16 protein-coding genes are annotated in these 22,238 nt (G+C 72.2%); 9 read left to right on the top strand and 7 right to left on the bottom strand.

The window, feature by feature from the left end:
* The first annotated feature begins 96 nt into the window (after positions 1–96).
* Entirely contained in the window at positions 97–924 is an 828-nt protein-coding gene (locus tag SZ60_RS09555) for a YcnI family protein (RefSeq protein ID WP_082060020.1), read from the top strand.
* The gene (locus tag SZ60_RS09550) at positions 921–1,712 is read left to right on the top strand and encodes a copper resistance CopC family protein (RefSeq protein WP_231567102.1); all 792 of its coding nucleotides are present in this window, start codon (positions 921–923) and stop codon (positions 1,710–1,712) included. The genes SZ60_RS09555 and SZ60_RS09550 overlap by 4 nt, the downstream gene beginning before the upstream one ends.
* A gap of 77 nt (positions 1,713–1,789) precedes the next feature.
* Here the strand turns inward: SZ60_RS09550 and SZ60_RS09545 are convergent, their stop codons facing one another.
* Together SZ60_RS09545 and SZ60_RS09540 are read right to left on the bottom strand one after the other, a co-directional pair.
* Positions 1,790–3,307: an aminopeptidase P family protein gene (locus tag SZ60_RS09545; protein WP_043595516.1), complete on the bottom strand. Its 1,518-nt coding sequence runs from the start codon at positions 3,305–3,307 to the stop codon at positions 1,790–1,792.
* 46 nt (positions 3,308–3,353) lie between these two features.
* The gene (locus SZ60_RS09540) at positions 3,354–4,385 is read right to left on the bottom strand and encodes an endonuclease/exonuclease/phosphatase family protein (protein WP_043595445.1); all 1,032 of its coding nucleotides are present in this window, start codon (positions 4,383–4,385) and stop codon (positions 3,354–3,356) included.
* 83 nt (positions 4,386–4,468) lie between these two features.
* Here SZ60_RS09540 and SZ60_RS09535 point away from each other — a divergent pair, with 83 nt between their 5' ends.
* Positions 4,469–5,323: a PHP domain-containing protein gene (locus SZ60_RS09535; RefSeq protein WP_043595443.1), complete on the top strand. Its 855-nt coding sequence runs from the start codon at positions 4,469–4,471 to the stop codon at positions 5,321–5,323.
* Between the two features lie 96 nt (positions 5,324–5,419).
* On the opposite strand, the gene SZ60_RS09530 is transcribed toward SZ60_RS09535, so the two are convergent.
* Positions 5,420–6,871, bottom strand: coding sequence for a DEAD/DEAH box helicase (locus SZ60_RS09530; protein WP_043595514.1), 1,452 nt, complete (start codon positions 6,869–6,871; stop codon positions 5,420–5,422).
* Between the two features lie 84 nt (positions 6,872–6,955).
* Here SZ60_RS09530 and SZ60_RS09525 point away from each other — a divergent pair, with 84 nt between their 5' ends.
* Complete coding sequence (locus SZ60_RS09525; protein ID WP_043595442.1) at positions 6,956–7,675, top strand: ferritin-like fold-containing protein; 720 nt, start codon at positions 6,956–6,958, stop codon at positions 7,673–7,675.
* A 104-nt stretch (positions 7,676–7,779) separates the two neighbouring features.
* Here SZ60_RS09525 and SZ60_RS09520 read toward each other — a convergent pair whose 3' ends face one another.
* Both SZ60_RS09520 and SZ60_RS09515 read right to left on the bottom strand, forming a co-directional pair.
* Positions 7,780–8,076: a hypothetical protein gene (locus SZ60_RS09520; RefSeq protein WP_052505285.1), complete on the bottom strand. Its 297-nt coding sequence runs from the start codon at positions 8,074–8,076 to the stop codon at positions 7,780–7,782.
* A gap of 2 nt (positions 8,077–8,078) precedes the next feature.
* A complete protein-coding gene (locus tag SZ60_RS09515) occupies positions 8,079–8,303 on the bottom strand; it encodes a DUF3107 domain-containing protein (protein ID WP_043595511.1) in 225 nt (74 codons plus the stop codon).
* Between the two features lie 131 nt (positions 8,304–8,434).
* On the opposite strand from SZ60_RS09515, the gene SZ60_RS09510 reads away from it, so the two are divergent.
* Both SZ60_RS09510 and SZ60_RS09505 read left to right on the top strand, forming a co-directional pair.
* On the top strand, positions 8,435–11,626 hold the full coding sequence (locus SZ60_RS09510; protein ID WP_043595440.1) for a UrvD/REP family ATP-dependent DNA helicase: 3,192 nt from the start codon (positions 8,435–8,437) through the stop codon (positions 11,624–11,626).
* A 59-nt stretch (positions 11,627–11,685) separates the two neighbouring features.
* Positions 11,686–14,967 (top strand): ATP-dependent DNA helicase, encoded by a 3,282-nt coding sequence (locus SZ60_RS09505; protein ID WP_043595509.1) that lies wholly within the window; start codon positions 11,686–11,688, stop codon positions 14,965–14,967.
* On the opposite strand, the gene SZ60_RS09500 is transcribed toward SZ60_RS09505, so the two are convergent.
* Positions 14,958–15,959, bottom strand: a complete 1,002-nt coding sequence (locus SZ60_RS09500; protein WP_043595438.1) for a phosphotransferase — start codon at positions 15,957–15,959, stop codon at positions 14,958–14,960. The two genes, SZ60_RS09505 and SZ60_RS09500, sit on opposite strands and share 10 nt — an antisense overlap.
* Before the next feature lie 74 nt (positions 15,960–16,033).
* On the opposite strand from SZ60_RS09500, the gene nudC reads away from it, so the two are divergent.
* Complete coding sequence (gene nudC, locus SZ60_RS09495) at positions 16,034–16,966, top strand: NAD(+) diphosphatase (protein ID WP_156155563.1); 933 nt, start codon at positions 16,034–16,036, stop codon at positions 16,964–16,966.
* Entirely contained in the window at positions 16,963–18,675 is a 1,713-nt protein-coding gene (locus tag SZ60_RS09490) for an ATP-dependent helicase (RefSeq protein ID WP_043595435.1), read from the top strand. Before nudC ends, SZ60_RS09490 begins: the two co-directional genes overlap by 4 nt.
* An 812-nt stretch (positions 18,676–19,487) precedes the next feature.
* Here SZ60_RS09490 and SZ60_RS09485 read toward each other — a convergent pair.
* The gene (locus SZ60_RS09485; protein WP_043595433.1) at positions 19,488–20,882 is read right to left on the bottom strand and encodes a zinc-dependent metalloprotease; all 1,395 of its coding nucleotides are present in this window, start codon (positions 20,880–20,882) and stop codon (positions 19,488–19,490) included.
* A gap of 122 nt (positions 20,883–21,004) precedes the next feature.
* On the opposite strand from SZ60_RS09485, the gene SZ60_RS09480 reads away from it, so the two are divergent.
* Positions 21,005–22,117 (top strand): PDZ domain-containing protein, encoded by a 1,113-nt coding sequence (locus SZ60_RS09480; protein WP_043595431.1) that lies wholly within the window; start codon positions 21,005–21,007, stop codon positions 22,115–22,117.
* Positions 22,118–22,238: the final 121 nt, after the last annotated feature.

The raw sequence follows: 22,238 nt of genomic DNA, 5'->3' as shown, positions 1-22,238 counted from the left end.
CGTCGTCGGTGAACCCGTCGTGCGCGCCCCGCGCCGTCGGGCCCCATCGTCATGCACCGCAGACCGATCGCCCTCGCGATCGAGAGGACCAGATCCATGAACCGCACCACCGTCCCCGCATCCGTCACGACCCGCCGTCCCCGGTCGTCCGTCGTCGTCGCCCGGTCGGCCGCCGCCCTCGGCGCGGCCGCCCTGCTCGCGCTGGCCGCGCCCCTCGCGGCCTCGGCCCACGTCCACGTCGAGCCCGGCCAGGCCGAGGCCGGCTCGTACGAGACGCTGACCTTCAAGGTGCCGAACGAGTCCGCGACCGCCGGCACCGTCGGGCTGGTCGTCGACCTGCCCACCGACACCCCGTTCACCTCGGTGTCCTACGAGCCCCTGCCGGGGTGGACCACCGAGGTCACCACCAGCACGCTGCCCGAGCCTGTCGAGCTCGACGGCGCGACGATCACCGAGGCGCCGACCCAGGTGACCTGGACGGCCCAGGGCGGCACGCAGATCGCCCCGGGACAGTTCCAGCAGTTCGTCATCTCGGCCGGTGCGGTGCCCGACACCGGGTCGATCGCCCTGCCGGCCCACCAGCGCTACTCGGACGGCACGGTCGTCGACTGGGCCGACGCGACGCCGGCCTCGGGAGAAGAGCCCGAGCACCCCGCACCGACCCTCTACGTCAACGACGCCCCGCCGGCGGACGAGCACGCCGGACACGAGACGGACGACGACACGACGACCGCGGGTCTGAGCACCTCCGGCGACTCCGCGTCGGGTTCCGGTGACGCAGCGGTCGGACCGCTCGCGATCGGCCTCGGCATCGGCGGACTCGCCCTCGGTGCGCTGGCACTCGTCGTCTCGGTCGTGGCGCTGACCCGTCGGCCCCGGGCGACGGCGTCCGGTGCCTCGACGAGCGGTCGGGTGGACGCGTGACGGCCGCGCGCCTGCGGGCACCGCGCCTCCTCGGCGTCCTCGCGATCGCCGGCCTCGGCGTCGCGACCGGCACCCTCGCCCTCGCCCTCGTGCCGGCGGGCCCGGCCGCTGCGCACGACTACGTCGTGAGCAGCACGCCCGCCGCCGGCTCGACCGTCGACTCGTCCCCGTCGACCGTGTCGATCACGTTCAACGACGTGATCCTCGACCTCTCGGGGACGGGCAGCTCGAACGTGCTCGAGGTGACCGACGCCGCGGGCATGCACTACGAGGACGGCTGCTCGACCACCTCGGGGCCCACCCTCACGACCGGCGTCGCGCTCGGTGCGCCCGGGGCCTACACGATGACCTACCAGGCGGTCTCGGCCGACGGTCACACCGTGTCGGACGCCGTCCCGTTCACCTACGCACCCGCCGCGGGCACGGCCGAGGGGGTCGGCTCGCCGACCCGTCCGAGCTGCGGCAGTGCAGGAGGCGCGGGTGGGGCATCCGGCGCGCCCACCGGTGACGAGACCGACGCGGCCTCGCCCTCGGCGTCGCCCGAGCCCGAGATGACGACCCTGGCGACCCCGGGTGACGACACCGTGGCGACGCCGTCGGCCACGTCCGGGTCGGGCTCGGTCAACGCCGGTCTCGTCATCGGCATCGCGGTCGCGATCGTCGTGCTGGCCGCCGCCGGTGTGGTCGTGGCGATCGTCACCGGTCGGCGGAGGGACGGGACGCCCGCCGAGGCCGATGCCGACGACCCGTCGGTGCCGGACGGCGACGAGTCGTCCGACGGGCGATGACCGTGCCTCGCTGACCGGCGCGTGGACGGACGAAGGGCCCCGGGTGCGATGCACCCGGGGCCCTTCGGCGTCGGACCTCAGTCGCGCGAGATCCACGCCTCGACGTCGGCGACCGTTCGGGGGATGCCGACCGACAGGTTCTCGGCGCCGTCGGCCGTCACGAGGATGTCGTCCTCGATGCGGACGCCGATGCCGCGGAACTCTTCGGGGACGGTGAGGTCGTCGGGCTGGAAGTACAGGCCGGGCTCGATCGTGAACACCATGCCGGGCTCGAGGACGCCGTCGAGGTAGAGGTCGCGGCGGGCGGCGGCGCAGTCGTGCACGTCGATGCCGAGGTGGTGGCTCGTGCCGTGCACCATGTAGCGGCGGTGGTACTGGTGGTCGGGCTTCAGCGACTCGTCGGCGGAGACCGGCAGGAAGCCCCATTCGGCCGTGCGTTCGGCGATGACCTTCATGGCCGTCGCGTGGATCTCGCGGAACGCGATGCCCGGGCGCACGATCGCGAACGCCGCGTCGGCCGCCTCGAGCACGGCCTCGTAGACCAGGCGCTGCACGTCGGTGAACCGGCCCGAGACGGGCAGCGTGCGGGTGATGTCGGCCGTGTAGAGGCTGTCGAGCTCGATGCCGGCGTCGATCAGGATGAGGTCGCCGTCGCGCACGACACCGTCGTTGCGGGTCCAGTGCAGGACGCAGGCGTGGTCGCCCGACGCGGCGATCGTGTCGTAGCCGACCGTGTTGCCGTCGGCGCGGGCGCGGCGGTTGAAGGTGCCCTCGACGAGGCGTTCGCCGCGCGGATGCGCGACGATGTCGTCGAAGTCGGCGATCACGTCGGTGAATCCCTTTCCCGTCACCGTCACCGCCTGGCGCATCTGGGCGACCTCGTACGCGTCCTTGACGAGCCGGAGCTCGCTCAGGTCACGGGCGAGATCGGCGGAGGTCGCCCGCCCGGGGGCGCCGTCGCCGTCGGGTGTCACCTCGCCCGCAGCCGCCGAGGCGGGGGACTGCTCGGCTGCGGCCTCGACGACGGCGTCGAGACGACGGGTCAGGTCGGGGTCGGCTTCGCGGACGACGAGGGTCTCGGCGTCGACCGTGCCGACCACGGCCTCGAAGTCGGCCAGGTCGCGCGTGGCCAGACCCAGGTCGGCGGCGACCTGTGTCAACGAGGGGCGGGGGCCGATCCAGAACTCGCCGATCTCGGGGTTGGCGTAGAACTCGTCCGAGTCGCGGCCGGCGCTCGCACGCAGGTACAGGGTGGCGTCGTGCCCGTCGGCCGTGGGCTCGAGCACGAGCACCGAACCGGGCACGGTGTCCGAACCCCAGCCCGTCAGGTGCGAGAACGCCGAGTGTGCACGGAAGGGGTAGTCGCAGTCGTTCGAGCGGACCTTGGCGGAGCCGGCCGGCACGACCAGGCGGGTGCCCGGGTGCAGCACGGACAGCCGCGCGCGGCGGTCGGCGGCGAAGGGCGCCTGCTCTCGCGGCTCGGGCAGGACGTCGGGGCGGTCGGCCCACTGCGACGAGATGTAGTCCTTGAACGTGTCCGACCCGGGGGTGGTGGAGCGGTTGGTGGTCGCGCGCGGCGCCTTCTGATCTGCCATGCCCACCATTGTCCCGCCAAACGGGCCGGACGCCCAGTCGGCGGGGTCAGGCTCCCGTGCGACTGAGCTGCGCGACGACCGGACGATGGTCGCTGCCGGCGTCGTCGAGCTCGGTCACGACCCGGAACCCGGTCGGCAGCCACTGCTCGGTCGCCATGACGTGGTCGATCGGGGCGCCGAGGAGGGGAAGGACGTCGGTCGGCCAGGTGCCCACCCCGGCGTTGGCGGTCGCCTCGGCGGTGTCACGGCAGGCGCCTAGGGCTCCACCGTCGGAGCCGAGCCCGGCCATGTGGTCCAGCGTGGCGTTGAAGTCGCCTGCCATGATCACGTCACCCGACCGGCAGACGTCGGCGAGGTAGCCGAGGCCGGCACGCCACTGCCCCATGTCGTCGGGCGTCGGCGAGACGGGGTGCGCGGCGACGATGGTAGGCCCCTCGCCCGACACGGGCGTCGCGACGACCGTCGGGAGCACGGGCGTCGTGCGCGCGTCGGTGGTGCCGTCGTCGCCGACCGCGACCTGGTATTCGCCGAGCGCGGCGCTGATCAGCAGGGTCGTCGAGCGACCGCTCGCGATCTGGTCGTACGCCACCGTGTGCACCCACATGGGTTTGCCGGCGGCACCCATGGCCTCGGCGACGGCGACGCCGACCTCCTGCCGCGTCTCGGGGAGGGCGATCACGTCGGCGCCGACCTCGGTGGCGAGGGCGACCACGGCGTCGGCCCCGGTCGCCGCGCCGAGCGTGTTCCACGACAGGACGGTGACGTCGGTGGGCGTCTTCTCGACGAAGTCGGTGCGGCCGAGGCCTCGAGCCGTCACCACGCCGGCCGAGAGGACGCCGAACACGAGCAGCAGCACGGCCGCACTCGCCGTCAACGACCGGATCGGTCGGGCGATCAGGCCGAGCACGAGCAACAGCACCGTCAGGACGATCGCCACGGCCGCGGCGATCAGGCGGAACGACACCACCTGAGCGACCGGGAAGACGCGCTGCAGCCCGACGGCTTGGGGCCAGAGGGCGGCCACCAGCACGGCGGCGACGGCGAGGACGAAGACGAGGGCGACGAGACGACGGATCATGGCCCCTGGAGCCTAGGGGAACCCCCGACCGCAGGTCGGGCGCCGCACGGACGGCTCGGAAGCGCGCCGCCTACGATGGGGGGATGCCCACGCGCCTGGTCGACCTGCACACTCACTCGAGCGTGTCGGACGGCACCGAGGCGCCCGCGGCGTTGATCGCGTCGGCCGTGCGGGCGGGGCTCGACACCGTCGCCCTGACCGACCACGACAGCACCGCCGGGTGGTCCGAGGCCTCGGCCGCCGTCGCCGGGACGGGACTCACCCTCGTCCCCGGCATGGAGCTCAGCACCCGGCTCGGCTTGAACAGCGTGCACATGCTCGGCTACCTCTTCGACCCCGCGCACCCGGGTCTGGTCGCCGAGACGGCACGCCTCCGCGACAGCCGTCTGCACCGCGCCGAGCGCATCGTCGAGCGCATCGCCGCCGACTACGACCTCACCTGGGGCGACGTCCTCGCCCAGGCCAGTTCGGGGGCGACGCTGGGCCGGCCTCACATCGCCGACGCCCTCGTCGCGAAGGGCTACGCACCCGACCGCAGTGCCGCCTTCGCGGGGATCCTGCACTGGCGGTCCGGGTACTACGAACCCCACGAGGCACCCAGCCCCCTGATCGGCGTCCGCCTGATCCGCGAGGCCGGGGGAGTCCCCGTCATCGCCCACCCCGCGACCCGGGGGCGCGAGCCCAACGTCTCGAGCGAGGGCTTCGAGGCCCTGGTCGACGCCGGCCTGCTCGGCGTCGAGATCGACCACCGCGAGAACACCACGGCGGGCAAAGCGCGACTGCTCGAGCTCGCCCGGCGGTACGACCTCATCGTGACCGGCTCGAGCGACTACCACGGCGACGGCAAGCCCAACCGTCTGGGCGAGAACGCCACGGCTCCCGAGCAACTCGACCGGATCGTCGACGCGGCGACCGGGTGGGTGCCCGTCCGGGGCTGAGTCGACCCGCGCCTCCTCGTCCGGGACGGTGACGTGCCGGATGCACGAGACCCCCTCGCCGCGGACGGTCGAGGGGGTCTCGTGCTGGGTCGGTCGTCAGCCTTGGGGCTGTGACGACGAGTCGCCGGCGGGACGACGGCGACGGTTGCGGCTGCGCTTGCGCGGGGCCTCACCCGAGCCCTCACCGGCCGGAGCGGTCGCGTCGGACGCCTGTGCGGCGCCGCGGCCCGTGGCCGAGGGCTCACCCGAGGTGCGCACGGGAGCGTCGCCGCGACCGCGTCCACGGCCCCTGTCCCGGTCGCCCTGGGGGCCGCCGGTGCGCTCGCGCGAGCCGGCCGAACCCGCCTTGACCGCCGACAGGGAGGTCGCGCGCAGACGCCCCTTGGTGCCAGCGGGGATGTCGAGGTCGGCGAAGAGGTGCGGGCTCGACGAGTAGGTCTCGACCGGTTCGGGCTGACCCATGTCGAGCGCCCGGTTGATCAGGGCCCATTTGTGCAGGTCGTCCCAGTCGACGAACGTGACGGCGATGCCGGTCTTGCCCGCACGGCCGGTGCGGCCGGCGCGGTGCAGGTACGTGTCGTGGTCGTCGGGCACGGTGTGGTTGATCACGTGCGTGACGTCGTTCACGTCGATGCCGCGGGCCGCGACGTCGGTCGCGATCAGGATGTCCTTCTTGCCCGCCTTGAAGGCGGCCATGGCGCGCTCGCGTTGCTCTTGGTTGAGGTCGCCGTGGACGGCGGCCGCGTTGAAGCCGCGATCGTTCAGCTCTTCGACGAGCTTGGCGGCCGCGCGCTTGGTGCGGGTGAAGACGACGGTCTTGCCACGGCCCTCGGCCTGGAGGATGCGCGCGATCACCTCGTCCTTGTCGAGCGAGTGGGCGCGGTAGACCACGTGCTTGATGTTCGCCTGCGTGAGGCCCTCGTCGGGGTCGGTCGCGCGGATGTGGATGGGCTTCGACATGAAGCGGCGGGCCAGCGCCACGATGGGGCCGGGCATCGTCGCCGAGAACAACATGGTGTGACGCGTGGCCGGGACCTGCTGGAAGATCTTCTCGATGTCGCTGAGGAAGCCCAGGTCGAGCATCTTGTCGGCCTCGTCGAGCACGACCTCTTGCACCTCTTTGAGGTTCAGGAGGCGCTGGCCGGCCAGGTCGAGGAGGCGACCGGGGGTGCCCACGACGATCTGCGCGCCGGCCTTGAGCTGCTCGACCTGGCCCTCGTAGGCCTTGCCGCCGTAGATGCTGACGATCTTGGTGGCACGGTTCGAGGTGGCGACCTCGAGGTCGTCGGCCACCTGGACGCAGAGTTCGCGGGTGGGGACGACGACGAGCACCTTGACGCCGGGAGTCGGGTCGAGGCCGATCCGCTGGATGATCGGGAGGCCGAAGCCGAAGGTCTTGCCGGTACCCGTCTTGGCCTGGCCGATGATGTCTTGGCCGGCGAGGGCGAGGGGGATGGTCTGGGTCTGGATGGGGAAAGGTTCGAGGATCCCCTTCGACGCCAGAGCGTCGACCATGTCGGGGTCGATCGCGAGGTCAGTGAATGTCAAAGTGTTGCCCTGTCTCATATAGGGGGATGCGAGGAGTTTAGCCCGTCGCGACGGGCGGCCTCTCGGACCCCGTAAGATGTCGGCGTGGTGTCCTGGCCCGGTCGAGGTGCGAAACGCGGCGTCCCGTCCCTGCAGTGGCCGCGGCCCGCGGCGAAGCCGACCCCCGCGGCGCGTGTCGAGCTCGACCAGTTCACCCCCGACCTGTTGGTCTTCCTGGGGCACGCGGCCTACCTCGAGCTCGCTCTGTTCGAGACGCTCGGGCGCTCGTCGGCGTTCGCCCCCGACGTCCGCGCTAAAGAGACCACCGGTCGCATCGCCGAGTCGACGTTGGCACGACACCGTGGCCTGGTGGCCGAGATCGAACGATCGGGGCACGACGCCACCGAGTCGATGGAGCCCCACATCGCCGCGATCGACGAGTTCCGGGCCCGGACCGAAGGCACGGACTGGTACGAGGCGATCCTCGCGAACTACGTCGCGGCCGGCCTGCTCAACGACGTGTTCGTCCGGTTGGCGGCCGGGCTGCAGGCCGACCACCACAAGCGCATCGTGGCGGTTCTCAAGGCGCACGACGACGCACCGCTCGTCGTGCAAGAGCTCTCGGCGGCCATCGAGGCCGACCCGCGCCTCGCGTCGCGACTGGCCCTGTGGGGGCGCAGGCTGGTGGGCGACACCCTGTTGGTCGCGCGTGCTGCCGTCTCGGCGTCGCACGTGTCGGCGGACGACGAGCGTCTCGAGCCGGTCTTCACCGAACTCATCGCCGCGCACACCCGCCGCATGGACGCCCTGGGCCTGACCGCCTGAACCGATTCCGAGGCTTGGCTGATTCCAGAGGATCGCCTACGGGCAGATCCGTCAGGGGTCGCCGACCGACCTCTCAGCAGAGGCGTTCGACCGGACGTGCCGTGTCAGGAGGCGGAGCGGACCAGACGGGCGAAGTGCTCACTGTCGCGTGCCCGGCGACGGACGGCTGCGACGCGGCAGACGAGGACGGCGACGACGGCCGGGAGGACGAGCCCCACGACCCAGATCCAGCCGCCGTCGGCCGGCCACCCCGCCCAGGTGAGCGCCTCCCACACGATCGCGGCCACGACGGCACCGGAGGCCGGCGCGAGCAGCGCTCCGCGGGTGTCCGCATCGGGCAGCGCGTAGTGGAAGACGAATCCGAGGACGGCGCCGCCCAGGACGACGAAGAGGAGTTCCACGGCTAGCTGACGAAGCCGACTTTGCGGCTCTCTTCGCTGCCGACCTCGACGTAGGCGAGCGACGCGGTGGGGACCAGGTAGGTCTTGCCCTTGGAGTCGGCGAGGGTGACGTACGACTTGCCGCCGTCGAGCGCGTCGCCGACGACCTTCTCGACCTCGTCGGCGGTCTGCGCCGTCTCGAAGCTGATCTCACGGGGGCTGTTGGTGATGCCGATGCGAATGTCCACGTGGTCACGATAACCGACCTCGCCGCCCCGGCTCTGCACGTTCACTGTCGGCGCACAGGAGGTCGCCTCCCGGGCCGTCGCCCACCCGTCGGGCCGGCCTCGATGTCGGTGCGAGCCGGTAGCGTCGGGACATGGCCCCGACCGTCTCCCCGCCCCTCCCGGGTCCGACGCGAGCCGTGGCGCCGACGGCTCTCGACGACTCCCAGCGAGCAGTGCTCGACCTCCCTCACGGGCGGTCGGCGGCCGTCCTGGGGGCCCCGGGCTCGGGCAAGACCCGCACGCTCGTCGAGTTCGTGGTGGACCGGGTCGAGGTGCGCGGGTGGGGGCCGACGGCCGTGATGGCACTCGCGCCGACGCGGTCGACGGCCACGACGCTGCGCGACGTGATCGCGTCGAGGCTCACCGTCCCCACTCCGGGCCCCCTGGCCCGCACCGTCTCGTCGCTCGCGTTCGACGTGGTCGGCCATGCGGCACGACTCGTCGGCCTCCCCGCACCGACCCTGCTGACCGGCGGCGATCAGGACAGCATCGTCCGAGCCCTCCTCGAAGGGCACGAACTCGACGGCACGGGCCCGTCCTGGCCCGACGGGCTCGGTCCGACCGTCCGTCGGCTCCGCGGGTTCCGGACGGAATTGCGCGAGGTCCTCATGCGGTCGACCGAGCACCGCATCGGGTCCGAGGGGCTCCGACGCGCCGCCGAGCTGGCCGGCCGGCCCGAATGGGCGGCGGTGGCCGACTTCCGCGACGAGTACCTGGGCGTGCTCGACGCGGCCCGGGGACGGCACCTCGACTCGGCCGACCTCGTCGACTACGCCGTCGCCGCCCTCGACCGGGGCGAGACCTCCCCGGCCGTCGACGGGCTGCGGGTCGTCCTCGTCGACGACGCGCAAGAAGCGACCGAGTCGACGGTGGCGCTGCTGCGGGCACTGACCCGGCGGGGCGTCGCCGTGGTCGCGTTCGGCGACCCCGACCTGTCGACCAGCGCCTTCCGGGGCGGCACGCCCGACGTGCTCGGTCGTCTCGGCCCCCGGCTCGGCCTGCCCGACGTCGAGACGCTCTACCTCTCGACGGCGCACCGCCACCAGCCGCCTCTGCGGGATCTCGTCCAGCGCGTCACCTCCCGGATCGGGACGGCCGGGGCCGGTCGGCAGCACGGCGCCGTGGCCGCGCCGGTGGCCGAGCCCTCCGAGGTCGGCGACCGGCCCGACTCGCCGGTGCCCCCGATCGTCACCGTCCGGGCCGACAGCCCGACCCACGAAGTGGCGTCGGTGGCCCGGCTCCTGCGCGAGCACCACCTGGTCCGCGGGGTGCCGTGGTCACGCATGATGGTCGTCGTCCGCAGCGGCGGGCAGGTGGCGGGCGTCGCGCGGGGGCTCCAGCTCGCCGAGGTGCCGACCCGCACCTCCGTCGCCGGACGTGCCGTGCGCGACGAGCACGCGGCACGTCACCTGTTGCTCGCCGCTTCCGTGGCCGTCGGACGGGACGAGCTCACCGTCGACCTCGCGACCGAGTTGCTGCTGGGTCCTCTCGCAGGCTTCGATCCGCTCTCGCTGCGCCGCCTGAGGCTGGCCCTGCGCGCCGACGAACTCGGGGCGGGCGGCATCCGCTCGGCCGACGACCTCCTCGTCGAAGCCCTCGAGGGGGCCGGCCGGTTCGTCACGATCGACTCGAGGTTCGCCGCCCGCGCCGGGCGTTTCTCGACCAGTCTCGACGCGGCTCGTCGCGCAGCCGCGACCGGTGCGAGCATCGAGGAAGTGCTCTGGGGTCTGTGGGAGCGCAGCGGACTCGCGGCCGAGTGGTCGGCGCAGAGCGACGGTCACGGCATCGTCGCCGCCGAGGCCGACCGTCACCTCGACGGCGTCGTCGCACTGTTCACGGCCGCCAAGCGCTTCGTCGAACGCACCCCCGAGGCGCCGGCCGGGGCCTTCCTCGACTCGTTGCTCGGGGCCGAGGTACCCGAAGACACGCTCTCGCCGCAGGCGACGGCCGAGACGGTGCTGGTCTGTTCTCCGTCGAACGCCGTGGGAGTCGAGGTCGACGTGGTCGTCGCAGCGCGGCTGCAGGACGGCGTGTGGCCGAACCTCCGCATCCGCGGCGGGTTGCTCGCGCCGGACGAACTCGTCGCCCTGGCCGAGCGCGGGCTGCTCCGCGGCGGTCCGTCCGAGAACCCCGACGACGAGCCGGCCGCCCCCTCCGACGCGCGGGCCGTGGTGCTGTCCGACGAGTTGCGCATGTTCGCCCTCGCGGTGTCACGCGCCACCCGGCAGGTCGTGCTCTCGTGCACCTCGAACGACGACGAGGGCCCCTCCCCGTTCTTCCGGCTGCTGCCGGACGGCTGCCCGGAAGCCCCCGCCGGGCACCCCCTGTCGCTGCGCGGGCTCGTGGGGCACCTCCGGCACGTGCTCGTCTCGTCGCCTCACGGCCCACGGGCCGACGACGCGGTCGAGGCATTGGCCCGACTCGCCGGCGAGGGCGTGGCCGGGGCGTCGCCGGACGACTGGTACGGCCTGCTCGACCCGACCACCGTCGAACCGCTCATCGACCTCGACGACCCCGAGGCCCACGTGCCCGTGTCGCCGTCGCAACTCGGGTCGTTCGAAGAATGCCCCCTGCACTGGTTCGTCGACCGGTTCGGCGGCTCCCCTCCCAACGCGGCGATGGGTCTCGGCACGGTGCTGCACGACGTCATGGAGCACGCCGACGGCACGGACGCCGATTCGCTCTGGCGGGCGGTCGAGGGGCGCTGGCCCGAGCTCGAGTTCGAGTCGGCGTGGATCGCCGAGTCCGAGAAACGCCGGGCTCGCGACATGACCGAGAGCCTCTCTGCCTACCTGCGGGACTTCGAGGCGTCGGGTGGCAGTCTGCTCGGAGCCGAGTCGACCTTCACCCTCGACATCGGGCCGGCTCGTCTGCGGGGGTCGATCGACCGGGTCGAGCGGACCGCCGAGGGCGCCGCCGTCATCGTCGACCTCAAGACGGGGCGGTCGGCCCCGACGTCGTCCCAGGCCGTGGCCGAGCACCCGCAGCTGGGCAGCTACCAGGTCGCCCTCGCCGACGGTGCGGTCGAGGCCGTGCCCGAGGGCACGCCCCCCGGTGGGGCCAAACTCGTCATCGTGTCGTCGGGCGTCCGGGGCAAGCTCTACCGAGAGCCGGCCCAGGGGGCATTCGACGACGACCGACTCGCGGCCTTCCGGGCACGGGTCGTCGACGCGGCCGAGCACATGGCGGGCCGGGTGTTCGTCGCCCGCCTCGACGACCACTGCGAGGGCCGCCACGGCGGATCGTGCCGCATCCACGTGGTGGGCGAGGTGAGCGGCTCGTGACGGCCGTGGGCCGGGCCCCCGGCACGGCTGATGCGGCGGGTGCGGGTGACGGGAGCGGCGTGGGCGCCGCGACCCGCGCCTCCTCGTCCCTGCTCGGAGCGGCCGAGATCGCCGAGGCACTCGGGCTGCCCACCCCGACCCCCGAGCAACAGGCCGTCATCGAGGCCCCGCTCGAGCCCGCCCTCGTCGTGGCGGGCGCCGGCAGCGGCAAGACCGAGACCATGGCCAACCGCGTGGTGTGGCTGCTCGCCAACCGCCTCGTCGGCGTCTCGCAGGTGCTCGGCCTGACCTTCACCCGCAAGGCCGCCGGCGAGCTCGGTGAGCGCATCGAGCGGCGCATCGCCCAGCTCGGGGCGGTCGGACTGCTCGGCGACGAGGTGGATCCGTTCGACGTGCCCACCGTCTCGACCTACAACGCGTTCGCCAACGCGATCTTCCGTGACAACGCGCTGCGGGTGGGGCGCGAGAGCGAGTCCCAGGTGCTCGGCGACGCGTCGGCCTGGCAGCTGGCGCGCTCACTCGTCGTGGCCAGCCACGACGAGCGCCTCGCCGGGCTCGGCCGCAGCGTCGACGGCATCACCGAGGCCGTCCTCCGCCTGAGCCACGCCCTGAGCGAGAACGTCACCGAGCCCGAGCCCGTTGCGCGCCTGGCCGACCGGTTCCTCGACCTCGCGAGTCTGCCGTCGACGAAGGGCAGCGCCTACAAGTCCGTCGTCGACGCCGTCGGCGCGGTGTCGGCCCTCCCGCCGCTGCTCGACCTCGCCGCGGCCTTCGCCGACGAGAAGGCCCGTCGCGGCCTCGTCGAGTACTCCGACCAGGTGTCCCTGGCCCTCGAGGTCTGCGACACGGCGCCGAGCGTCGTGGCCGAACTGCGCGACCGCTACCGCGTCGTGCTCCTCGACGAATACCAGGACACCAGCGTCGTGCAGACCACCTTGCTGTCCCGCCTCTTCGAGGGCACCGGGGTCATGGCGGTCGGCGACCCCCACCAGTCGATCTACGGGTTCCGGGGTGCCAGCGCCGCGAACCTCGGACGGTTCCCGGAGGACTTCGGAGCCCGTCCCGACGCCGTCTTCAGCCTCTCGACCAGTTGGCGCAACGCGTCGCGCGTTCTCGACGCCGCCAACACCGTCGTGGCCGAGCTCGCGCGGTCCGCCGGTGCGGTCGTCGGCGAGCTGAACCCCCGGCCGGGTGCACCAGAGGGTCGCGTCGAACTGCTCTTCGACCAGACGTTGCCCGGTGAGGCCGACCAGGTCGCGGCGTGGCTCCAGCAAGAGTTGGCCGTCCCGACGGTCGTCGACGGCGAACCGGCCCGCCGGACGGCGGCGTTGCTCTTCCGGTCGAAGAAGACCATGCCCGTCTTCGTCGAGGCACTGGCCGCGCGCGGGGTCGAGTACCACGTGCTCGGTGTCGGCGGTCTCCTGCAACGTCCCGAGGTCGTCGACCTCGTGTCCTGCCTCCGGGTGCTGCACGACCCGTCGGCCGGTTCCGAGGCGATCCGCCTGATGGCCGGGGCCCGATGGCGGATCGGCGTGCGAGACATCGCGCGGTTGCGCGACGTCGCCTCGTGGCTCTTCTCGCACGACCACGCCCAACAGCGCCTCGACGACGACGTCGCCGCCGGGTTCCGGGCGTCGGTCGCCGCTGGCGAGCACGGGTCCGTCGTCGACGCCCTGGACTTCGTGGCCACGGCACCCGTGACCCATCGTCAACTCGCCGAGTTCAGCGACGAGGGCCTCGTGCGCCTGCGGCGGTTGGGCTCGCAGCTCGCGTTCCTCCGGGGCCGCACCGGGCTCGACCTCGTCGACCTCGTCACGCTGGTCGAGCACGAGATGCTGCTCGACGTCGAGGTGGCGGCGGCCACCGGGGTGCCCTCGGGCGGTGCCTGGTTGCAGGCCTTCGAGGACGAACTGGCCGGGTACGTCGCGACCGACGAGAACGCCGGGCTCGGGGGCTTCCTGTCGTGGCTGGCGGCAGCCGAGCGTCGTGACGACATGGGGCCGAGATCCGAGCAAGCCGAGCGGGGTACCGTCCAACTGCTGACCATCCATGGGTCCAAGGGGCTCGAATGGGACGTCGTGGCCGTGCCCCGCTTGGTCGAGGGCGAATTGCCCGGCACGTCCCGCGAGGGTGTGGGGTGGCTCGGTTTCGGCGAACTGCCGTACGAGTTCCGTGGCGACGCCGCCGAGCTGCCCGTGCTCGGCTGGCGGGGCGTCGCCGACCAGAAAGAGTTCGACCAGTCGCTGAAGGCGTTCAAGGACGAGCTCGTCGTCCGGCACCAGGCCGAAGAGCGGCGGCTGGCCTACGTCGCGCTCACCCGTGCCCGTGACGCCCTGCTCGTGAGCGGTTCCTTCTGGACGAGCGCCGTGCGCCCTCGCCCGGCGAGCCGGTTCGTCGTCGAGCTGGCCGAGAGAGCACTCGTGCCGATCGAAGACCTGCCCGAGCGGCCCGACGACGACGAGAACCCCCTGGCTGCGGCATCCCGCGAGCTCAGCTGGCCGCTCGACCCCCTGGGTCAGCGCCGCGCGGTCGTCGAGGACGCCGCGTCACGCGTCACCGCGGCCCTGGACCGGCGCTCACGTGACGAGCCCGCCGACGAGGAGCGACCAGGGCCCCGATCGAGATGGTCGTCCGACATCGAGCTGCTGCTGCTCGAGCGCGATGCCGCGCGAGCAGGCGCCGGGGCGGTTCCCCTGCCCCAGCGCATCCCCGCCTCTCGGTTCAAGGACTACGTCGACGATCCCGCCGCGGTCGCAGCCGCCCTCCGTCGTCCCCTGCCCGAACGGCCTTACCGGGCCACCCGCCTCGGCACGCTGTTCCACGAGTGGGTGGAAGAGCGCTTCCGGCCGACGGGTCGTGCCGAGACCCTCGACGCTTGGGGTGACGAGAGCGATCTGGACGACGAACGGGTCGGCTCGTCCGGGTCCGGGCCGATCGACCCCGACGACGCGAGGCGGTTCGAACAGCTGGTCGCGACCTTCGAGCGCTCGCCCTGGGCGTCCCTCGAACCGACCGACGTCGAGCTCGAGATCCACCTCCCCCTCGGCAGTCGCACCATCATCTGCAAGATCGATGCCGTGTTCGAACGAGACGGTCGGTTAGAGGTCGTCGACTGGAAGACCGGCAAGGCACCCACCGACGACGCCGATCTCGAGCTCAAGCAGCTGCAACTGGCGCTCTACCGCGAGGCCTACGCCCGGTTCACCGGCACCCCGGCCGAGAAGATCGACGCGGTGTTCTACTTCGTGGCCGACGACGTGGTGCTGCGGCCCCGACACGTGGCCGACCGCGGTGAACTGGTCGAGCTCTGGCAGCGGGTCGAGGCGGCGTCTCAGACGTGACGGCGCTCGGTCGCCTCGAGCAGGTCCTCGACGCCGTCGACATCGAGGGCGGCGGTCGAGCCCGAGCCGATGCCGGCCCGCCGATCTCCGGGCAACGAGTCGACGAGCTTTGTCATCATCTCGACGGCGTCGTCGACGACCGACGTGTTCTTGGTGCCGGTGCCGTGCAGCAGCCACTTCGCCAGGTCGAGTTCGCGGTAGAGGGTCGCCCGGTGCCGCAGCTGGTGGTCGCTCGTGCCGCGGGCGATGTTGTAGGCCTCGAACGCCGCGTCGACCGCCGTCGGGCTGGGGGCGCCGAGCAACCAGGCCAGGTCGCGGGCGGGGTCGCCGACCTGCAGCTCGTGCCAGCCGAGCACGCCGCTGACGGTGTCGCCGAGGACGAGCACCGAACCGGCGTCGAGGGAGCCGTTGACGACCGTCGGCTGGAATTGCCACAGCACGGAGTCCTGGATGGCGGCCTCCCACCGCTCGAGCAGTGCGGCCGGCAGCAGGCGCGTCGAAGCCGCGCGGTCGACGAGTGCCGCCGACGACCTCATCGCCTCGAACGGGGTGTGACTGGTCAGGCCGGCGTCGGTCACGAAGCTCGTCGGCAGCGAGTGGATCGCCGCCACCGCACGACCCAGGGCCGTGGGTAGGTCGCTCGTCGCGGTCAGTCGAGAGATCGACAGGTGCTCGCCGGGGACGACGTCGTAGACGATGCCGCGCGTGCGACCGATGGGCGCCTGGCCGCGGTAGGCGGGCACGTCGAACGAGAGCCGTCCGCGAACGCCGGCGCTCAGCGCGCGCAGGGCGACGAGATCGGCCGACTGCTCGGCCTCGGCTCGTTGCGACCGGGGGACACGGACGATGCAGTGCTCTCCGGCACGGCCGTCGACGAGTGCGGAGTCGAAGTCGCCACCCGTCTCGCTGCCGTGGCGTGACGCGCGCGTGACGTCCAGGTCCGCGACGGCGGCCGTGGCCAGCGCGGCTAGAGTGAGATGAGATCTGGCCATGCCCTCAGGGTAGGCCGCCGCACGCGATGCCCTGCCGTGCGCCACGCTGTCAACTCGCGATGATTGGTCGTCCGATGTCCTCGCCACTCACGTCCCGGCTCCCGTTGTCCCGCCACCAGGTCGACCGTGACTACCTCACCCGCGAGCGCGCCGGCGTCGTCGACGAACTGCTCGCCTCCGCGGCCACCCGTGTGCTGCCGGTCTGGCGGGGACGCACCCTCATGGCGTCGCCGGATTCCCTGGCTCTGCTGCCGGCCTCGTCGGTCCCGCCGGCCGACGACTACGTCTACCTCGGCGTCTCGAAAGACCCTTCGGCCGCCGAACCCGTGGGCACGCCCGTCCTGGCGGCACTCCTCGACGACGAACGCGCGAAGTCGATCGCGGCCGACGACTCGGCCTGGGGCAGTCCGCGAGTGTCGGGCACGGCGTTGAGCGCGCGCGACGCCGGCCTGGCCGTCGAGGCCGTCGCCGTGGCGAACTGGCACGACTCCCACCGGTTCTCGCCGCGGACCGGTCGGCGTCTGGTCACCCACAAGGCGGGCTGGGTGCGCCGCGACCCGGACGACGGCCACGAGATCTTCCCCCGGACCGACCCCGCGATCATCGTCGGCGTGACCGATGCCGACGACCGCCTCCTGCTCGGGTCGAACGCCCTGTGGGAGCAGAACCGTTACTCGTTGCTGGCGGGTTTCGTCGAGCCCGGCGAATCGCTCGAACACGCCGTGCAGCGTGAGATCTTCGAGGAGTCCGGCATCAACGTCGTGTCGCCCCGCTACCTGGGCTCGCAGCCCTGGCCGTTCCCGGCGAGCCTCATGCTCGGTTTCCGGGCCGAGGTCGACACCGATGATCCCGGCACGCTCACCCCCGACGGGGCCGAGATCCTCGACCTGCGCTGGTTCAGCCGGGACGAGCTGGTCGCGGGCCTCGGTGAGATCGTCCTGCCGGGGCGCACGTCCATCGCCCGTGCGATCATCGAGGACTGGTTCGGCGGCGAGATCGACCAGTGAGCGAGGCCGCCGACCTGATCGCGGGGCTCGACGAGCAGCAGCGCCGGGCGGCGTCCAAGCTGCTCGGTCCCGTGTGCCTGCTCGCGGGTGCCGGGACGGGCAAGACCCGCGCCATCACGCACCGCATCGCCTACGGGGTCGCCACGGGTGTCTACGCGCCGAACCGCGTGATGGCGCTGACCTTCACCTCACGGGCGGCCGCCGAACTGCGTGGTCGGTTGCGTCACCTGGGTGCCGGGGGAGTCTCGGCTCGCACCTTCCACGCCTCGGCGCTGTCCCAGCTGTCCTATTTCTGGCCGCAGACGATGGGCGGTCAGATGCCGCGCCTCCTCGACAGCAAGGCCAAGGCGCTCGCCCACGCCGCCGAGTCGTTGCGTCTCAAGATCGACACGGCGGCCTTGCGAGACCTCGCGGCCGAGATCGAGTGGCGCAAGGTCTCGCGGCTCACCCTCGAGGACTACGCGAAGGCCTTGCCGGGCAGGTCGCTGCCGCCCTCGATCAGCGTCGAGAAGGCCGTCGACCTGCACCGGGCCTACGAGGCCGTCAAGGACGAACGGCGCCAGCTCGACTTCGAGGACGTCCTGCTCGCGACGGTCGGCATGCTCGAACTCGAGCCGCGCGTGGCCCAGCAGGTGCACGAGCAGTACCGCTTCTTCGTCGTGGACGAGTACCAGGACGTCTCGCCGCTGCAGCAAGACCTGCTCGACCTCTGGCTCGGCGGTCGGAACGACCTCTGCGTCGTCGGCGACGCCAGCCAGACCATCTACTCGTTCGCGGGCGCGTCGTCGGACTACCTGCTCGGGTTCGGCGCGCGCTACGACGACGCCACGGTCGTCCGTCTCGAGCAGAACTACCGATCGTCGCGGCAGATCGTCGACACGGCCAACCAGCTCATGCGGGGTCGGCCGGGCGCATTGCACCTCCACCCGGCCGTCGAGACGACGGGGCCCGTGCCACCCGTGACCGAGTACGCCAGCGATTCGGCCGAGGCCCGGGGCGTCGCCGAGACGATCGCCGACGAGATCCGCTCGGGCGTCGCCCCGGAAGAGATCGCCGTCCTGTACCGGGTCAACGTCCAGGCCGCGGCGATCGAGCGCGCACTCGCCGACGTCGGCGTGTCGACCCGCATCCACGGTGCGACGCGGTTCTTCGAGCTGCGCGAGGTGAAAGAGGCCCTGATGATGATGAAGGGCGCGGCGGTCAGCATCGTGGGCGAGCCGCTCTTCAAGACCGTCAGTGACGTCCTGCGGTCGCTCGGCTGGACGCAGGACGCTCCCGACCAGAGAGGCGCGATCCGCGACCGGTGGGAGTCCTTGAACACGATCATGGGCCTGGCCGAGGCGTCGGCGCCCGGGACGACCCTCCGCCAGTTCGTCGACGAGCTCTTCGCCCGCCAGGCCGGGCAACACGAGCCGACGATGGCCGCGGTCACCCTGGCGACGTTGCACTCGGCCAAGGGGCTCGAATGGCGCAGCGTGTACCTGATCGGACTGAGCGAGGGCCTCGTCCCGATCAGCTACGCGAAGGACGACGCGGCGATCGACGAGGAACGCCGCCTCTTGTACGTCGGCGTCACGAGGGCGCGTGAGCGGCTGCGGCTGTCGTGGAGCCGATCGGGGCAGGGACGCGGCGGCGAACGGCGCGCGAGCCGGTTCGTGGAAGAGCTGCGCACCCGCACTCCGGGTGGGGCGCCACGTTCGCGCGAGTGACGAGACCTTCGGCGATCGAGATCGACTCGACCTCGGAGTCGTCCGGTGTGCCGGCCGCACCGCTCAGACGCGACCACAGACGACGGGCGGCTCTCGTGGCGACCTCGTGGACGGACAGCAGCGGAGGCGCGGTGAGGGGACGAGCGCTCAGCTGACCGGCGATCGCGGGCCAGGCGCGGTCGGCCTCGCCGGCGCAGAGGTCGAGACACCGGGCGCAGGCCGTCGCGCCGGGCACCGTCACGGGCCCGATCCGCGCATGACGATCGCCCAGTCGCACGACGAGGTGCGTCAGGTCGGACCGCACCCACTCTCGGACCACTCCGGGGTCGACGACGTGCCCGCCGACCAGGACGCCGGTGGTGTTCCTCGGGGGCGGCAGGTCGGCGTGGGCCCGACGGACGTCTGCCCCGCAGGAGCCCAGGAGGCGCGCGACGGCGTCGGCCACCGGGCCCGGCCCACCGACGAGGACGGACGGTGGGACGATCGGCTGGATGTCGCCGTCCAGCGCGGGCCGCAGGCGCTCGACCGAGGCCTCGACCGCGGCGCGGTCGAGACCGAGATGGGCGACGAGGGTGGGCAGCCCGCCTGCGCCGTGGCCCGCGGCGACGGCGGCGACCACGCGCTCGTCGAGCCTGCTGACCGGACTCAGGACGAGCGTCGGGCGATCGACGCCGACCTGGAGGGTCGACGGATCACGCCAGACGACGGGTGTTCGGGGATCGAGGACGAGAGGCATCGTCCGATCATGCCGTGGAGCCGGGGTGGATCAGAGGTTGTCCACAGGCGACCGTGGATCGACGTGACGCGAGGTCTCAGGACCGGGGGGCGTCCGGGTCGGGCCCCGACTCGCCCGGCTCGGTCGCCGATCCGTCGTCACCCTCGCGGGGACGATCGTCGGTGGTGTCGTCGAGCAGGTCCTGGATCGCCTGGTCGACGTCGTCGAAGGCGGGCTCGTTCGACGTCAGTCGAGCCACGAGGGCCTGGGGGTCGTCGACGTCGGCGCTGGTGGGCACGATGTCGGGATGCGACCAGAGGTCGTCTCGACGTTCGGCCCCGACGGCGTCGGACACGGTCTGCCAGAGGACGGCCGCCTCGCGGAGTCGTCGCGGACGCAGCTCGAGGCCGACCAGGGTGGAGAAGGCCGACTCGGCAGGCCCACCGGCGGCACGACGCCGGCGCACCGTCTCGGCGATCGCCGCGGACTTCGGGAGGCGCGCCGTGGCCTGGGCGGTCACGACGTCGACCCAGCCCTCGATCAGGGCGAGCGTCGTCTCGAGGCGGGCGAGGGCGGCGAGCTGCTCGTCGGTCTTCGGGGGGATGAGGGCACCGCTCTTCATCGCCTCTTGCAACTCGCCGGGGCTCGAGGGATCGAAGTCGACCGCGAGCTCTTCGAGCCGGGACGTGTCGATGCGGATGCCCTGGGCGAACTCGCGGATGGACGAGATGAGATGCAGCCGCAGCCATCGCGCGTGGCGGAACAGGCGGGCGTGGGCGAGCTCGCGCACCGCGAGGTAGAGCTGCACCTGGTCGGCCTCGATGTCGAGACCCTCGCCGAAGGCGGCGACGTTCTGGGGGAGCAGCGCGGCCTGCTGCTCGTCGAGCAGGGGGATGCCGACGTCACCACCGGACACGACCTCGGTCGAGAGCTGACCCACGACCTGGCCGAGCTGCATGGCGAAGAGCGTGCCCCCGACGCTCCGCATGACCTTGCTGGCCCCGGCGAGCATCGAGCGCATCTCTTCGGGAGCCTGTTCGCTGAGCACACCGGTGAGCGAGTCGGCGATCGACGTGGCCACGGGCTCGGCGAGCTGGCTCCACACGGGCATGGTCAGGCGGGCCCACTCGGCCCGGGTTACCAAGCGCGGCGTGGCGGTGAGCTCGGCCACGAACGTGACGTCGTCGAGCCACAGCGCGGCGACGTGGAAGGCCTGCTCGAGGGCGGCGGTCTCGGCGGCAGTCGGTGCGACGGCGGTCTGGGTGCCCACGGCGGTCGCCTGCTCGGTGGCGATCGACCAGTCGATGCCGTCACCGCTGCTGTTGACGGCGTTCTGCAGTTGGCTCATGAGTCGAGCCACGAAAGCCGGGTCGTCGGGCAGCCCCGCGGCCCCGGCGAGCTGTGACGGATCGATCTCGGAACCGCCGGACAGGAACTGCCGCAGCATGTCACGGAACTCGTCCTCAGGCCCGCGCGGCGAATCATCGGTCATGCTGACTACGCTAGCTGCTGGCCGCACGAAGATCCTGGGATTCGGCCACCGCCCCGGGGCCGACGCTCCGCTCGTGGCGAACGCGACCCGCGCCTCCCCGGCCGATCCCGAAAGGACCCTCCGTGGCCTTCTTCACGCCCCCGCGCACCTCCCCGTCGTCCGCTCGCCGTGCGGGTCGGGTCGGCTGGCCCCTCCTGGGCGTGGCCGTTGTCTCGGCGGTCGTCCTGAGCCTGCTGCCGGGGCCGTACCTGATCGAGCAGCCCGGCCCGGTGTTCGACACCTTGGGCAGCGCCGAGTACGAGGGCTCGTCTCAGCCGCTCATCACCGTCTCGGGCCACGAGACCTATCCCACCAGCGGCACGCTCGACCTGCTGACCGTCAGCGTCCAGGGCAACCAGGACGTCCGGCCGGGGTGGGTCGACGTCGTCCGTGCCTGGGCGGATCGCAGCCGTTCGGTCATCCCGGTCGAGGCCGTGTACCCGTCGGGGGTGTCGAACGACCAGGTCGACGAGCAGAACGCCGTGGACATGCAGAACTCGCAGAAGTCCGCGATCGCCGCGGCGCTGATCCACGAGGGGTACGCCATCCCCAGCGCCGTGACGGTCAGCCAGGTCTCCCAGGGCAGCCCGGCCGAAGGCGTCCTGCGCGAGGGCGACGTCCTGGTGAGCGTCAACGGGACGAGTCTCGCCACCGATGCGGACGTGGACGTCCTCCGCGGCCTCGTCGCGGCGAACGGCGCGTCGACGCCCGCCGAGGTCGTCGTCGACCGGGCGGGGACGAGCGTGACCGAGGAGGTCACCCCGCAAGAGGTCGACGGCACGCCGCTGCTCGGGGTCGGGGTCAGCGTGGACTACACGTATCCCTTCGACGTGACCCTGAAGCTCGACCAGGTCGGCGGGCCGAGCGCCGGCATGATGTTCGCGCTCGGGATCATCGACAAGACGACTCCGGGCGAGCTCACCGGCGGCGAGAAGGTCGCGGGCACGGGGACGATCACGGCTTCGGGCGAGGTCGGAGCCATCGGGGGCATCCGACAGAAGCTCTACGGTGCCCGTGACGCCGGGGCGACCGTCTTCCTCGCACCGTCCACGAACTGCTCCGAGGTCGTCGGGAACGTGCCTTCCGGGTTGGACGTCTACTCCGTCGAGACCTTGGACGACGCGGTGACGGCGCTCGAGACGGTCGCGGGCGGGGGCGACACGTCGTCGCTGCCCACCTGTACGGCCGGTCGATAGGGTTCGTGCAGCCCACGCAAAGCTGAGAAGGAGACGCTGAGGCGGCCAGGCTCGACACGTAGGATGGCCGTCCACGTCCCCGTCAGCCAGGAGCACACCCTTGACGTCACCCGCATCGTCG

It is taken from the genome of Frigoribacterium sp. MEB024, assembly GCF_000878135.1.
GTDB lineage: Bacteria > Actinomycetota > Actinomycetes > Actinomycetales > Microbacteriaceae > Frigoribacterium.
This window is presented reverse-complemented; position numbering and strand designations above follow the sequence as displayed.